Raw genomic sequence first — 13,958 nt, forward strand, 5'->3', positions numbered from 1 at the left:
GTCACTTCTCCAATGAATAGATTCTTTTGGTTTTAACCGATTCTAAAGCTCCTAAAATAATGGCGAGAGATTTCTTTCCTTCTATCCCGTCAATTAATGGAACAGTATTGTTTTGAATCGCTTCAATAAAATGATTAATAACATGGGTTGTTGTCTGCCCGCCTTCGTCGTTGGACTGAATAGCACCGAGCTCGTACTTTACAGTTTCGCCATTTGCATATTGAGCCACCAGCGAATAGGTTGGATCGTCCTCTAAACGGAGTGTTGCTTTTTCTCCATAAATAATTGTCGCGTTATCCTCTTTTGCCGTATACGCCCAGCTTGCTGCCAACGTTCCAATTGTGCCCTTTGCTGATTTAAGAATCAGTGTCGCGTTATCATCGACATCTGTATTTTCTTTTGCACTTGTCTCCACAAATGCTCCTACTTCCACAAACTCATCCTGCAATAGATAACGGGCTAAATCTGCTTTATGTACGCCTAAATCGCCCATTGCTCCGATAAATGCTTCGTCTTTTTTAAAGAACCAGCTCTCTTTCCCATCAGCACTCCAGCCTTCTGGGCCGCCATGTCCAAATGCTGTACGGAAGCTGTAAACCTTTCCAATCGCTCCAGATTCAATCAGCTCTTTGGCTTTTTGGTGAGAAGCAACAAAACGCTGATTATGTCCAATCATTAATTTCTTCCCGTTTCGTTCCGCAGCTTCTATCATTTTATCTGCTTCTTCTATAGAAGTTGCCATCGGTTTTTCACAAAGTACATGCGCACCGGTATTCAGCGCATCAATGCTGACAGGTGCATGTAAATAGTTTGGCAGACAGACACTGACAGCATCAATGCTCTCTTCTTTCAACAGTGTTTTATAATCTGTATAAGCTTTAGCTTGATATTTTGCTGCTGCTTCCTCTGCCCGTTCGCCAACAATGTCGCAAACTGCTGTGATTTCGACATTCTCATTCGCTGCGTACTCCGGCAGATGCCGATGTGTTGCAATACTGCCGCATCCGATAACTGCTACTTTTAAACTCATCTCTTATCTTCCTCTCTACATTGTTTTATTTTTCAATCGGCTGGAAATTACCGTATGTATGCTTCGGTGTATTTTGGTTCTCAGCCCATTCTACAGCATTTTTAATTACCTGCTGGACCTCTTCCAGATGATAGGTTGGATAGGTTTCATGACCAGGACGGAAATAGAATATTTTCCCACGGCCTCGTTTAAAGGTAGCTCCACTCCGGAAAACTTCCCCGCCAGTAAACCAGCTGACAAAAATCAGCTCATCCGGTGCAGGAATATCAAAATGCTCTCCATACATTTCTTCTTTTTCAATTTCAAAGTACTCGCCAATTCCTTTGGCAATTGGATGGGATGGGTCTACATTCCAAACACGTTCTGTATCGTCTGATTCACGCCATTTCAAATCACAGCCTGTTCCCATAAGAGATTTAAAGATTTTCGAGAAATGCCCTGAGTGAAGAACAATTAATCCCATGCCGTCTAACACACGCTTTTTCACTCTTTCTACAATGTCATCCTGTACTTCATCATGTGCCATATGCCCCCACCAGATCAGCACATCTGTTTTCTCTAATAAATCCTCCGATAAACCATGCTCCGGCTCATCTAATGTCGCCGTAGTAACATCATGACCCGCTTCTGTTAAAAAACCGGCAATTGCTCCGTGAATCCCTTTCGGATAAATAGAAGCAACTGTTTCATTTGTTTTTTCGTGACGATTTTCATTCCATACTACTATATTCATATCAGACACTCCTTATTTTTCTTTTATTCCATCGTTACATTGATGACAGAACTATTATCTTTAGTTAATTTTCTATGAGACTCTCTCGGCTCAATTTTTGCAGGAATAATTACACTGCGTTTGAAAGTATCAGGATTATTAATCAGCTCAACTACCCCTCTTGAAGCTTCATAACCAAGCTGAAAAGCTTCTGTGTCTATGGACGTAAGCACAGGTATCGACATTTCTGTTATCAATGTCTTGTTAAAAACAACCAAGCTTATCTCATCAGGTACATGCACTCCTCTTTTATGTAATGCTTTTAATACACCTACTCCTTGAAGCGGGGTAGAAATGACAAGCGCTGTTGGTTTCGCTTCCATTATTAAAAATTCTTCTACTACTGCCCCTTCCTCTTCTGGAGTATGTACAAATTTCACATAGCTTGCATCTCTTCGGATACCATGTTCTTCAAGAGCCTTATAGTAACCTTCTACGCGATCCTGAATTACTTGAAAGGTGGGATTATCTCCTATAAAACCAATTCGGCTGTGATTTCTATGGATTAAAAATTCCGTAGCATCTTTAGCTGCCTGCATATTGTCGTTGTCCACAAACATGATTTCATTCATTCTTTCCATTGGTTTTCCGACAACAGAAAAAGGAATTGCTTTTTCCAATAAAAAAGGAACCACTTTATCATTTTTCTTAGCGTATAAAACAATAATTCCGTCTACTTGTTTTCCTTGTACCATTCGGCCAACATCTTTATAAATTTCTTCTTCTGTGCTTCCTGTAGTAATCATAATACTGTATCCGTGCTGTTGACAGTGAGCACTTATCCCTTGTAAAACCTCAGAGACAAATAGATTTCCTAATTTCCATGCATCGCTTTCCGAATACTTTAATACAACGCCTAATGTTTTCGTAGATTGCTGAACAAGACCTCTGGCATTCAGATTGGTATGATATCCGAGTTCGTTCATTACCTGTCGAACCTTCTTTTTTGTTTTTTCACTGATATGCCTGCTGTCAGAAATTACTCGGGAAACGGTAGAAGGGGCAACATTCGCTGCTTTAGCTACATCTTTGATAGTTATTGCCATGTGAATACTTTTCCTTCCTAAAATTTGTATTAAAAAGAATCTTAATTAAAAACCTTTTAATTACATTCAAAATAAAGCAAACGTTTGCATGAAATTTTGGTTTAATACTATCATTCATTTTATTGATATGCAAGAGTATTATATTCATTCTATTTAAAACATCACTTCCCTTTCAATCACATCAACGGAAACGTTTGCATAAAAATAATAAAATCTATAAACCTTTTTTTGAAAAATTGCTGATAACGAGTTACCAGCAATTTTTTCATTTCATTACTTTAACCGAATTCCGGTATGCGATAGAATGAGGAATAATAATCCGCTTTTTATGCAGCACCTGATTCGTGCATATTTGAATAATTGCTTTTGCTGATTCTACACCAAGACGAAAGATTTGGATATCCACTGTTGTAAGTGCAGGATGTATAATTTCTGAGAAGTAAATATTATTAAAGCTGACTAAAGATATATGTTCAGGAACCTTCAGCCCATATTCCTCCAACATGCTGATAACTCCTACACTGATTAAGTCATCGCTTACAACAATAGCATCCGGCTTTACTTTAAGTTCTAAAATTTGTTCAACAGCTTCCCTTCCACCAGACTTTAGAAACTCTGTATGGATGATATACTCCTCTGTTACAGGAATGTCAGCTTCTTTTAATGCTGTTTCATAGCCTTTTTGCCGGTCGATGGTTACAACCAGATCTGCGGCTCCTCCGATAAACGAAATCCGTTTATGTCCATTTTCTATCAAATGCTCAGTAATATCTTTCCCCGCTTTTATATTATCATTGTCTACATGAACTATTTCGTCTTTATATTCTGAAGGTTTTCCCACCATAACAAAAGGGAAATTCTTTTCCTTTAAAAAATCCACTACGGAATCATTCAGTCGTGAATAAAGTAAAATTACCCCATCAACATATTTACCCAGGACCATTCTTTCGATTTCTTTAAACTTTTCTTCCTCTGTTTGTCCAGACGAAAGAAGCATTGAAAACTGCTCTTGATGAAAATATGATCCTATCCCTCTTAAAACTTCTGTAAAAAATGGATTCTGCAAAGACTTATCTGCTGAAGACGGCATAATCACGCCAATCGTTTTCGTTGACTGTACGACTAAATTCCTGGCAGTCAGATTAGGGTGATATCCTAATTCTTCCATTGCTGCTCTAACTTTTTGTTTCGTCTCTTCACTTATCCTCGAGTTATTAGCAATTACCCGGGATACTGTAGAAGGAGAAAAACCGGTCACCTTTGCTATATCTTTGATTGTAACTATTTTCATCACCCTCTAAGTCAGCTTATTCATGATAGTTTAATAAAGCAGAGAAACAGAGCTGACCAGCAAACCCCCATAAAACCTCTATAGGCTATTACGTCGGGAGTTCACAAAACAACGCAGTCCCCAGGTATGCTTACCATGCAGAAAATAAATAATAACGGAAAAATTCTCTGTCTCTTATATCTTTTTATAGGACTTTATAACAAGTTTTATAAAACTATTTCATTTAGCATACAACATTTTAACCTTTTGTACCACCCGACGCTAAACCAGAAATTAAGTACCTTTGCAGGAATAAATAAATTGTTGCGATTGGAACAGCAATTAATACAGAGCCTGCTGCAAATCTAGTGAAATTATTCGCAAACTGATCGTTAATAAAGTTGTATAGCCCCAAAGCCAAAGTATAATTTTCTTCACTTGAAATTACAATGGACGGAAGTAAAAAATCAAATAATGGCGCCATAAAATTAAATAGAGCAACTACTGCCAGAATAGGTTTTGCCAGCGGAAGAAGAACACTCCAAAAAATCCTGATAGGACCGGCTCCATCAATCTTAGCAGCTTCATCCAGCTCTTTCGGAATCGTGTCAAAATACCCTTTTACCAGCCAAGCATTAAAAGGAATTTGACCACCTAAATAAATCAATATTAAACCGGTTAATGAATCTAATAGCCCAATCATATTTAAGAAGATGTATAGGGCAACCATCGCCATCATTACAGGAAACATTTGCAGTAATAAAAAGATATACAATCCATTCTTACGTCCTACAAATTTAAACCTCGAAAAAGCGTAAGCTACAAATGCTGTCAAGACTACACTCCCGATGGCATTTGCAAAAGCAACAATCAATGAATTTTTATACCATAATAAATAATCGCTTTGCGGACTGAACAGCCATTTATAATGTTCAAGCGAAAAATTATCCGGAATAATGCTTGAAGAGTATAAGCTTGTACCCTGATTGAGTGACATACCTATTGTCCAAAGCAGTGGATAAAAAATAATGACAGAAACGATTGCCAGTATAAGATAAATTGCCGTTACTTCTAATTTTGATTTCGTTTTCGAGCTCATTAAATTTCACCTTCTTCTTTAAAGGATCTTGTTTTTCGGAATTGGTAAAATGCAAAACCAGATACAATTAATCCCATGATGATGGAAATAACAGCTGCCATCGAATAGTTGTTTGTATCGAACGTCAATTTATATACCCAGGATATCAAAATATCTGTACCACCGGCATTCTGTCCGCGAACTGCGGGACCACCTTCATTAAATAAATAAATGACATTAAAATTATTAAAGTTTGAAGCGTACTGCATAATTAATAAAGGGGCTGTTGCAAACATAACATGGGGAAATGTAATACTTTTGAACTTTTGAATCCGTGATGCCCCATCCATGTCAGCTGCTTCATACCAATCTTTTGAGATACTTTGCAATATTCCAGTGAACAAAGCAAAAATAAAAGGAAATCCAAGCCATGTTTGTATCATAATAATTGCTATACGGCTGTAGAGCGGATCACTTAGCCAGGATATTCCCTCCCCTCCGAATAAAGGAATGATAATATCTCTGTTAATCGCTCCAAAATCATCATTAAACATTGCGGCAAATACCAGAATAGTTACAAACGCTGGAACTGCCCAAGGTAAGATTAAAATTGTTCTGATTAATTTTTTAAATCGTACTCTTTCATCATTTACAAGGACTGCCAGAAAGAAACCCAGAGCAATCTGTAATGTTGTTGCTACTACTGTCCAGACAATTGTCCAAACAAATACACTAAGAAAGGTTTCCTGCCAAATTGGTACTGTAAATAAACTCTTAAAATTATCCAATCCTACCCAGTCTACTAAATTACGGGGAGGAGAATGATATAAATCATAATTTGTAAATGCTAATAGTAAAGAAAACAGCAATGGAAAAATAACAACAAAGATCATTAAGAATAGGCCTGGGAACGTAATTATATAAGGAAATGAATAATCATATGCCTCTTTAATTACCTGTTTAAAGCTTAAAGGTACCCATCCTTTTTTTATTTTTTTTGCCTGTTTTCTTGCATCAAGTACATTAAATACATACAGTGTAATTGCTATGACCGAAACTATTAAAGACAGTACACCCAGTACAAGTAATCTTATAGAGTGATCCGTTCCTGGAATGGTTCCTAATGTACGCAATCCCCAAAGTCCAAAATTTAACGCATCTAAAAATGCCAGAAGGAATGCTCCTTCAATAAAAATAAATATACTTCCTTTTAAATATCTACGGTTATATAACTGACCTAACCCGGCAAATAAAATGGACAAAATTGTAGCAGTATTCGGGTTATGTTTATGATAATTCTTTTTCGGCTGCTTTTTTGGAGTAGTCAATCTTACCCCTCCTTTAACTTAACTGTGTATGAAATAAACAAGATTATTTTTAATAGCCTGCTCCCTTAAGAATCAGTAAATTAAAAAGAGGAGATAGACTCCTCGTTTTAATTAATTTCCTCCGCCGCCGGCTTGTATGTTTGTATTGATCTGATCTACAGCTTCTTCTAATACTTCTCTGGCATCTTCACCTTCAGTTAAGAACTGTAATGCATTTTGCATCGGTTCCCAGACTTGGGCCATTTCTGGAGCACTAGGCATTGGAACACCAAATTGAATTTGCTCAGCAAAGTCAGCATACATTGGATCTTCAATATTATTTAAAGCCTCTTCATTTGGAGGAAGCTCTCCGGCAATATCATAATAAGTCTGTTGATTCTCTTCGTTTGTAATAAACATCGCTAAATCTTGAGCCCAATCTTTATTTTCTGAGTAATAGGATACCATCCAGGATTTAACACCTACGAAAGTAGAACTTGGTTCCCCATTAATTTGTGGGAAAGGTGCAAATGCTAAATCATCTCCCAAAGCACTTTCATAAACTGGAATACTCCAAGGTCCATTAATAACTGCTCCTATTTTTCCTTCTGTGAACAAGCCATCGATTACATCTGCAGTTGTAGCAGCTGGGATTTTACCAGAGCCAAAAAACTCTTGATAGAATTCTCCGCCTTCAATTGCACCATCATTCGCTAAGCCAACGTCTGTAACATCATAATCACCAACTTCTCCCCCAAAGATATATCCACCATAATTAACTAAGAATGGGTAAGAAAAATAGAAATCATTTGGCCGCATTAAAAATCCATATTCATCATTAGAAGCATCTGTATGATCTTCCAGTAATCCTAAAACATCTTCCATTGTTTCCGGTGCTTCACCAATAATACTTTTGTTATAAAAAAGACCATATGTTTCAATAACTGCAGGTAAACCATATATATTTGTTTCATCATCATAAGTGTAAGTAACAGCATCTACTGCTGCATCTACGTATCTATTTAATTGGTCATCCGTAACATCAAGAGGCTCCGCTAATCCTTGCGCAACAATATTTCCAATCTGGTCGTGGGGCTGATAGAATAAATCCGGACCATTCCCTTCAGGTCCAGCTAATGATAATTGCTGTAATTGATCAACCATTGGTCGTCCTTCCACTTTGACTGAAATACCTTCTTGTTCTTCGTATTTCTCCACAATTTCATTAATTGCATCCATCTGTTCATCCTGATCATTCATCCAAATCACTAATTCTTCCGGCTTTTCAGATTCACCGCCAGCACTTTCCTCTCCTGGTTCTTCTCTATCAGGTGTACATGCTCCTAAAACCAGAATAAATAGTAAAGAAATTAACGCCAAGAAACGAACTTTCCCTTTCATTTCCCCAACTCCTCTTATATTTTTTAGTTGCGCAAACGTTTGCACAACAGCTACAAAAATCATTCTAATCTATTTAATCTATTTTTGCAAGGGGTTTCATAATTTTATTTTTCCTCTTGACTTATTAACTCTATTCTGCAAATAATAGATTTAATTACTATGTTTCACATACAATTTGAGGGCAATGCTTTGTCATGACAACAACCCCTGTTTTCTTAATTTGAAAACAGGGGTTGTTTATTTTTAAGGAGGAATTCCATGTTAAAAGAAGCTATCTATCACAGACCTAAAGGAAACTTTGCTTATGCTTACAAAGAAGAAACACTTCATATCCGGTTAAAGACGAAGAAAAACGATGCCAACAAAGTAAATTTGATTTACGGCGACCCCTATGATTGGAAAAAGAAAAAATGGACTTACAAGAAAAAAACGATGACTGTTGCTGCTTCCGATGATTTATTTGATTACTGGTTTATTGAACTAGATGTACCTACAAGGCGCTTACGGTACGGCTTTGAAATAAATGATGGGAAAGATACATTGATTTATACAGAAAAAGGATTTTATTCTCAAATAGAAACGGACGATATATCCTATTATTTCTGTTTTCCATTTATTAATCCCATTGATATTTTTGAAGTACCTGCATGGGTTAAAGAGACTGTCTGGTATCAAATTTTCCCGGACCGATTTGCAAATGGAAATAAAAAAAATGATCCTGAAAAAGTATTGCCCTGGGCCAGTGAAGCGCCAGCCTTAGACAACTTTTTTGGCGGGGATTTTGAAGGGATTATTAAGAACCTGGATTACTTAACAAATTTAGGTATCAATGGGATTTATCTGACACCTATCTTTAAAGCGTATTCCAATCACAAATACGACACCATTGACTATATGGAAATTGATCCGCAATTCGGAGACAAAGAAACGTTTAAAAAACTTGTCGATGCATGTCATCAAAGAGGTATCCGTGTAATGCTGGACGCCGTGTTTAATCATAGCGGTCTGTATTTTGGGCCATTTCAAGATGTCCTGAAAAATCAAGAAAAGTCCAAATACACAGACTGGTTTCATCTGCATGAATTTCCAGTAAAGGATGTCTATCCACCTAACTATGATACATTCGGATATGTTGAATCAATGCCAAAACTAAATACCGAAAACCCGGAAGTGCGCTCTTATTTCTTAGATGTAGCCTCTTATTGGATTGAAGAATTTGATATTGACGGCTGGCGCCTGGATGTGGCAAATGAAGTAGATCATTCTTTTTGGAAAGCATTTCGTAAAAGAGTTAAATCGATTAAACCAGACTTATATATTCTTGGAGAAATATGGCATGATGCACTCCCATGGCTGGAAGGAGACCAGTTTGATGCAGTTATGAACTATCCGCTCACTTTAGCCGGACTCGATTATATTGCAAAAGAAAAAATTAATACTATTCAATTTGCTAACCGATTATCCAAATCTTATACATCTTATACAGAAAACAGTAATGAAGCAGCTTTTAACCTGCTTGGCAGTCATGACACACCACGAGTCCTGACTGAATGCGATGAGGATATTAACAAGGTTCGTCTATTATATACCCTGTTATTTTCTTTCCCTGGTACACCTTGTGTTTATTACGGGGATGAAATCGGCATGACTGGAGGAGAAGATCCAGAATGCAGAAAATGTATGGTCTGGGATGAAGAAGGCCAAAATACCAGTCTGAAAAACTTTGTTAAACAGTTTATTCAATTGCGCCTTTCTGAAGAAGCATTTACACAAGGAAAGCTCTCCATTATCGAGCCGGATAATGAAGATGATTGTTTTCACTTTGTAAGAACTGTCAAAAATACTTCAGTTCACTTCTTTATAAATACGTCAGATCAGTCAGTGAAGACATCATTGGACTGCAGTTCTACTGAGTATGCTTTTGATTTATGGAATCAAAAAGAACTGAATATCAAAGAAGATAAATTGGACTTTGAGTTACCTGCCAATGATTTTGTAATTATAAAGCAGAGAAATTATAGTAAGTAACCTAAGCCAGTGAAGGTACAGCTATGTCATTCTCCTTCACTGGTTTTTTAATTTATTTCCAACAATATAGAAGCAAACAATATTTTTAATATGTTATTATAAAAGTAAACAATCCGCTAGAAGGTGTATTCTTATGAAAGTAAAAATGAATGTTCAAACTGCTTATCACGGTGATTTATTACGTGCCGGAAAGGAATATGAAATTGATGAGGAGACTGCAAAACGCTGGATCGCCAGCAGACTTGCTGAGAGAGTACAAGAGAACGCAGAAGATGAATAAATAAAGTAACCAAAAAAACAGCCCGTCTGTCTTCAAAATGCAGGTGGGCTGTTTCTTTGGAGTTCCATCAATTAAAAGTATTTATCTGTTTGCAAAAAATTCTTCTGCTTCTTCTAAATACTTTTCTTGATCGGGAGTTAAATCGTACTCCTCTTCAATTGCAGACACTGGACAAACTGCCTTGCACGCGCCGCAATCGATGCAAATATCAGGATCAATATAAAATTGCTTGATGCCTTCTTCTATACAATCAACAGGACAAACACTAACGCATTCTCCCGCTTTTTCACCTCTGCATGGATCAAGAATAACAAAAGCCATGGAAAGAAAACCCTCCTTACATGATTAACATGATTCATCCTAAATGATAAGGGTTTTATGGGATGAAGTAAACTGTTTCACCTCTGTTTATGTGTATTTTCTGTGAAAAAAGCGAGACTTTATTAAGCAGATTTGCATTTTTTCTGCTGAAATTAGGTGACAGTAATCGAGCTGTCCAGCAATCCGTTTTATCCTATTTAATTTCAATAATACCGTTCTCTCCAGCATCTACCCCTGTTTTCAGCAATCCAACTCGCTGACCATCTTCCAGATTTGTAAAGATAATTGGGCTAATAGTTGATTTAGCATATTCACTAATGTAATCTAAATCAGCTTTTAATAACGTTTGACCTACTTTCACTTCCTGTCCCTCTTCTACAAAAATTTCAAATCCTTCACCTTTAAGATTTACTGTATTAATACCAATATGAATCAAGATTTCTTTACCTGTTTCTGATTCCAGACCAATCGCATGCTTCGTAGGAAAAACATTCGTGACTTTCCCATTTACCGGAGAAACTACTAAACCATCCGACGGCTCAACTGCAAAGCCATCTCCCATCATTCTGCCGGCAAATAATTGATCAGGAACTTCTATAATCGAAATTAATCTTCCGTTTAGCGGAGAAGCAATATCTTCAACGAAGCTTGGATACTGTCCATGTTCCTTTGTTTCTTCCGCAGTGTAAAGCCCCGGATTTTCTGGCACAAGTCCAGGTGCCCTGCCGGATATAATATCCTGTATCTGCCCTTTAATAATTTCTGAGCGTGGTCCGAAAATAGCCTGAATATTATTTCCAACCTTCTGAATGCCTGTCGCGCCCAGCTGCTTCAGCTTATTTTTATCGACCTCTTTAATTGAATTCACAGACACACGTAACCGCGTAATACAAGCATCCAGATGAGTAATATTTTTCTGTCCGCCCATTGCTTCTAATACATGATAGGCTAAATCAGCGGATTTTCTTTTTCCACCATTATTCTCTTCTTCAACTGTTTCTTCACGTCCCGGAGTCATCAGGTTAAACTTCTTAATAAAGAAACGGAATAAAAAGTAATAAAGCACTGCAAAGAAAAGTCCAAGTATAATTGTAATCCACCAGGGCTCCTGATTCGGCAATACTCCGAACAGTACGAAGTCAATTGCCCCTCCTGAGAAGGTATAACCGACATTGACACTGAACCATGTCATCAATACATAGGATAGCCCATCTAGAACTGCGTGAATAAAAAATAATAATGGTGATATGAATAAGAATAAGAACTCAATCGGTTCTGTAATACCTGTTAAGAAGGAAGTCAATGCCCCTGAAACAAGCAGTCCGGCAACAAGCTTCTTTCTTTCCGGACGTGCAGTGTGATACATTGCAAGCGCTGCAGCAGGTAACCCAAACATCATAATCGGAAATTCTCCTGCCATAAAGTTACCTGCAGTAATCTTTACACCATCTCTTAACTGCGCAAAGAAAATGGTCATATCTCCACGAATAATTTCGCCGGCAAGGTTCGTATATGTACCAAATTCATACCAGAAGGGAGAATGAAAAATATGATGCAGTCCAAATGGAATTAATAGACGTTTAATAAATCCAAACATAAATACTGCAATATAAGTTCCTTCTTCAATCAGCCAATAGGAAGCACTGTTCATAACGTTTTGTATCGTCGGCCATATAAACATTAATAAAATTCCGGCAAGGAAAGAAACAGCTGCCGTCACAATTGGAACAAAGCGTTTTCCCGCGAAAAATCCTAAGAAGGATGGCATCTCCATATTATGAAACCTGTTAAAACAATAGGCGGCTATTAAACCGGCGATAATCCCGCCAAATACCCCAGTCTGTAAAGTCCCTATCCCAAGTACACTTGCAAAACCAGGATCTTCCCTAATCATTTCTGGAGTTACCTGCATAAACGAACCCATTACCTGATTCATAACCAGGTAGCCTACCAGTGCAGCAAGCCCGGCAGCTCCGTCACTTGCCAATCCTATCGCAACACCAATTGCAAAAATAAGCGGTAAATTATCAAAAATAACTCCGCCGGCATCTTCCATTACTGTTGCAGTTAATTGAATCCAGTCCGCTTTAAGAAACGGAAGATATCCAAGCATGGTATCCTGTTGAGCAGCATTTCCAAATCCAAGCATAAGACCTGCTGCCGGCAAAAGAGCTACCGGAAGCATAAGTGCCTTACCAACCTTTTGAAGAACTCCAAACGTTCTTTTGAACATATAAACACCTCTTTAATCTGACCCCGGCGATAAAAAAGGCATAAGCAGAAACACAAGGATAGTGCATGCAGATACTGAATACTGTACCTCTCACTATCTAAGTATCCTTACTCATGCCTGATCAAACCACTCACACGTTTAAGAACTAAATAATTATTTCGTCTTTGCTTTTAATTGAATACTTTCATATAGACGCTGCAAATGAATTGTCAAATAGACGGATTCAGCATCAAAGATTGGTTTCTTTAAAGCCTGCTGCATAATTTTAATCAGCTTCCATGACAAATTATAGAACACCGGATATTCCTCTTTCAATAAGGCTGCCATTTTTTTCGGCTCCTCTACCTTATCTTCAATTAAAACACGTTCTATTGTATATCGGAGATGCCTGACAAAACGAGCATAATCCATACCATCTCTATCTAAAGTTATACAGAGCTGATCCTCAATCACCTGAATTAAATTAGATACAAGCTGTGAATACCGGTTAATTTCATTTAATGTTGTACCCTCCATTGCACTATGAATATGCAATGCAATAAATCCAATTTCTCCCACTGGCAGATGGACCGGTAAAAATTGATTCATATATTCTACAATTTCGGATGCAATTTCATATTCAAATGGATAAAGCACCTTTGTCTCTGACAGAAATGGATTACGAATTTCTAACCCTTTCTGCAAACGGGCAATTGCAAAAACAATATGGTCTGTCAATGCAACAAGTGCATGTTCATCCGTAAATGTATTGACACGTTTTTTGATTATTTCTATAGAATCCACAATACTCTGCAATGTTTTTTCATCGATATTGTGAATGATCTTTTTATAATTTTCCTGTTCTGCTTTATTTCGGAGAACAAATAGCTTCTCTACGGTTTTGGATTCAATAAGATCATGCTTCTTTTTAGCAAATCCGATGCCCTTCCCGATAAGGATGACTTCATTTTGATCCGTATCTTCGGCAATAAGAACATTGTTATTGAGTGATTTGATTACAGAAAAGGCATCCATATCAATCATCCCCTCTACGTATTAACTCTCTCTTCTACCTATTATATATCACTTCAACTAAACTGCAAATTATGGATTTTTTTAGGGAATAAGGTCTTTTAGTATTGAAATGATGTACTTCCTATCTCAGCAAATACCTACTTAAAAAATCATTTTTTATATCCTTGTTCTTCGTTTC

12 protein-coding genes are annotated in these 13,958 nt (G+C 37.2%); 2 read left to right on the top strand and 10 right to left on the bottom strand.

Going from position 1 to position 13,958, the window contains the following annotated elements:
- Window position 1: 1 nt before the first annotated feature.
- From MKY30_RS00565 to MKY30_RS00595, 7 genes are all read right to left on the bottom strand, one after another.
- Window positions 2-1,030: a Gfo/Idh/MocA family protein gene (locus MKY30_RS00565; protein ID WP_339282735.1), complete on the bottom strand. Its 1,029-nt coding sequence runs from the start codon at window positions 1,028-1,030 to the stop codon at window positions 2-4.
- 25 nt (window positions 1,031-1,055) lie between these two features.
- On the bottom strand, window positions 1,056-1,763 hold the full coding sequence (locus tag MKY30_RS00570; RefSeq protein ID WP_339282736.1) for a ThuA domain-containing protein: 708 nt from the start codon (window positions 1,761-1,763) through the stop codon (window positions 1,056-1,058).
- 23 nt (window positions 1,764-1,786) lie between these two features.
- Window positions 1,787-2,848: a LacI family DNA-binding transcriptional regulator gene (locus tag MKY30_RS00575; RefSeq protein WP_147210560.1), complete on the bottom strand. Its 1,062-nt coding sequence runs from the start codon at window positions 2,846-2,848 to the stop codon at window positions 1,787-1,789.
- Between the two features lie 265 nt (window positions 2,849-3,113).
- Window positions 3,114-4,133, bottom strand: a complete 1,020-nt coding sequence (locus MKY30_RS00580; protein WP_156985261.1) for a substrate-binding domain-containing protein — start codon at window positions 4,131-4,133, stop codon at window positions 3,114-3,116.
- Between the two features lie 244 nt (window positions 4,134-4,377).
- Window positions 4,378-5,217 carry a sugar ABC transporter permease gene (locus tag MKY30_RS00585; protein ID WP_147210561.1) on the bottom strand — a complete coding sequence of 280 codons (840 nt, stop codon included), beginning with the start codon at window positions 5,215-5,217 and terminating at the stop codon, window positions 4,378-4,380.
- The gene (locus MKY30_RS00590) at window positions 5,217-6,524 is read right to left on the bottom strand and encodes an ABC transporter permease subunit (RefSeq protein ID WP_156984912.1); all 1,308 of its coding nucleotides are present in this window, start codon (window positions 6,522-6,524) and stop codon (window positions 5,217-5,219) included. The genes MKY30_RS00585 and MKY30_RS00590 overlap by 1 nt, the downstream gene beginning before the upstream one ends.
- Before the next feature lie 111 nt (window positions 6,525-6,635).
- Window positions 6,636-7,904: a sugar ABC transporter substrate-binding protein gene (locus MKY30_RS00595; protein ID WP_339282739.1), complete on the bottom strand. Its 1,269-nt coding sequence runs from the start codon at window positions 7,902-7,904 to the stop codon at window positions 6,636-6,638.
- A gap of 258 nt (window positions 7,905-8,162) precedes the next feature.
- Here MKY30_RS00595 and MKY30_RS00600 point away from each other — a divergent pair, with 258 nt between their 5' ends.
- Window positions 8,163-9,932, top strand: a complete 1,770-nt coding sequence (locus tag MKY30_RS00600) for an alpha amylase N-terminal ig-like domain-containing protein (protein ID WP_156984913.1) — start codon at window positions 8,163-8,165, stop codon at window positions 9,930-9,932.
- A gap of 133 nt (window positions 9,933-10,065) precedes the next feature.
- A complete protein-coding gene (locus tag MKY30_RS00605) occupies window positions 10,066-10,212 on the top strand; it encodes a hypothetical protein (RefSeq protein ID WP_339282741.1) in 147 nt (48 codons plus the stop codon).
- Window positions 10,213-10,293: 81 nt separating this feature from the next.
- Here MKY30_RS00605 and MKY30_RS00610 read toward each other — a convergent pair whose 3' ends face one another.
- From MKY30_RS00610 to glcT, 3 genes are all read right to left on the bottom strand, one after another.
- The gene (locus MKY30_RS00610; RefSeq protein ID WP_077601899.1) at window positions 10,294-10,533 is read right to left on the bottom strand and encodes an indolepyruvate ferredoxin oxidoreductase subunit alpha; all 240 of its coding nucleotides are present in this window, start codon (window positions 10,531-10,533) and stop codon (window positions 10,294-10,296) included.
- A 193-nt stretch (window positions 10,534-10,726) separates the two neighbouring features.
- On the bottom strand, window positions 10,727-12,766 hold the full coding sequence (ptsG, locus tag MKY30_RS00615) for a glucose-specific PTS transporter subunit IIBC (RefSeq protein WP_156984914.1): 2,040 nt from the start codon (window positions 12,764-12,766) through the stop codon (window positions 10,727-10,729).
- 153 nt (window positions 12,767-12,919) lie between these two features.
- Window positions 12,920-13,780, bottom strand: a complete 861-nt coding sequence (gene glcT, locus MKY30_RS00620) for a glucose PTS transporter transcription antiterminator GlcT (RefSeq protein WP_147210566.1) — start codon at window positions 13,778-13,780, stop codon at window positions 12,920-12,922.
- Window positions 13,781-13,958 lie beyond the last annotated feature (178 nt).

The organism is Oceanobacillus sp. FSL W8-0428 (assembly GCF_038004405.1).
Taxonomy (GTDB): Bacteria; Bacillota; Bacilli; order Bacillales; family Amphibacillaceae; genus Oceanobacillus; species Oceanobacillus sojae.

What these genes read in the sequence shown, in the direction of transcription:
- MKY30_RS00565 (WP_339282735.1), bottom strand. Translation starts at nt 1,030, where the DNA reads ATGAGTTTAAAAGTAGCAGTTATCGGATGCGGCAGTATTGCAACACAT.
- MKY30_RS00570 (WP_339282736.1), bottom strand. Translation starts at nt 1,763, where the DNA reads ATGAATATAGTAGTATGGAATGAAAATCGTCACGAAAAAACAAATGAA.
- MKY30_RS00575 (WP_147210560.1), bottom strand. Translation starts at nt 2,848, where the DNA reads ATGGCAATAACTATCAAAGATGTAGCTAAAGCAGCGAATGTTGCCCCT.
- MKY30_RS00585 (WP_147210561.1), bottom strand. Translation starts at nt 5,217, where the DNA reads ATGAGCTCGAAAACGAAATCAAAATTAGAAGTAACGGCAATTTATCTT.
- MKY30_RS00595 (WP_339282739.1), bottom strand. Translation starts at nt 7,904, where the DNA reads ATGAAAGGGAAAGTTCGTTTCTTGGCGTTAATTTCTTTACTATTTATT.
- MKY30_RS00600 (WP_156984913.1), top strand. Translation starts at nt 8,163, where the DNA reads ATGTTAAAAGAAGCTATCTATCACAGACCTAAAGGAAACTTTGCTTAT.
- MKY30_RS00605 (WP_339282741.1), top strand. Translation starts at nt 10,066, where the DNA reads ATGAAAGTAAAAATGAATGTTCAAACTGCTTATCACGGTGATTTATTA.
- MKY30_RS00610 (WP_077601899.1), bottom strand. Translation starts at nt 10,533, where the DNA reads ATGGCTTTTGTTATTCTTGATCCATGCAGAGGTGAAAAAGCGGGAGAA.
- ptsG (WP_156984914.1), bottom strand. Translation starts at nt 12,766, where the DNA reads ATGTTCAAAAGAACGTTTGGAGTTCTTCAAAAGGTTGGTAAGGCACTT.
- glcT (WP_147210566.1), bottom strand. Translation starts at nt 13,780, where the DNA reads ATGGATGCCTTTTCTGTAATCAAATCACTCAATAACAATGTTCTTATT.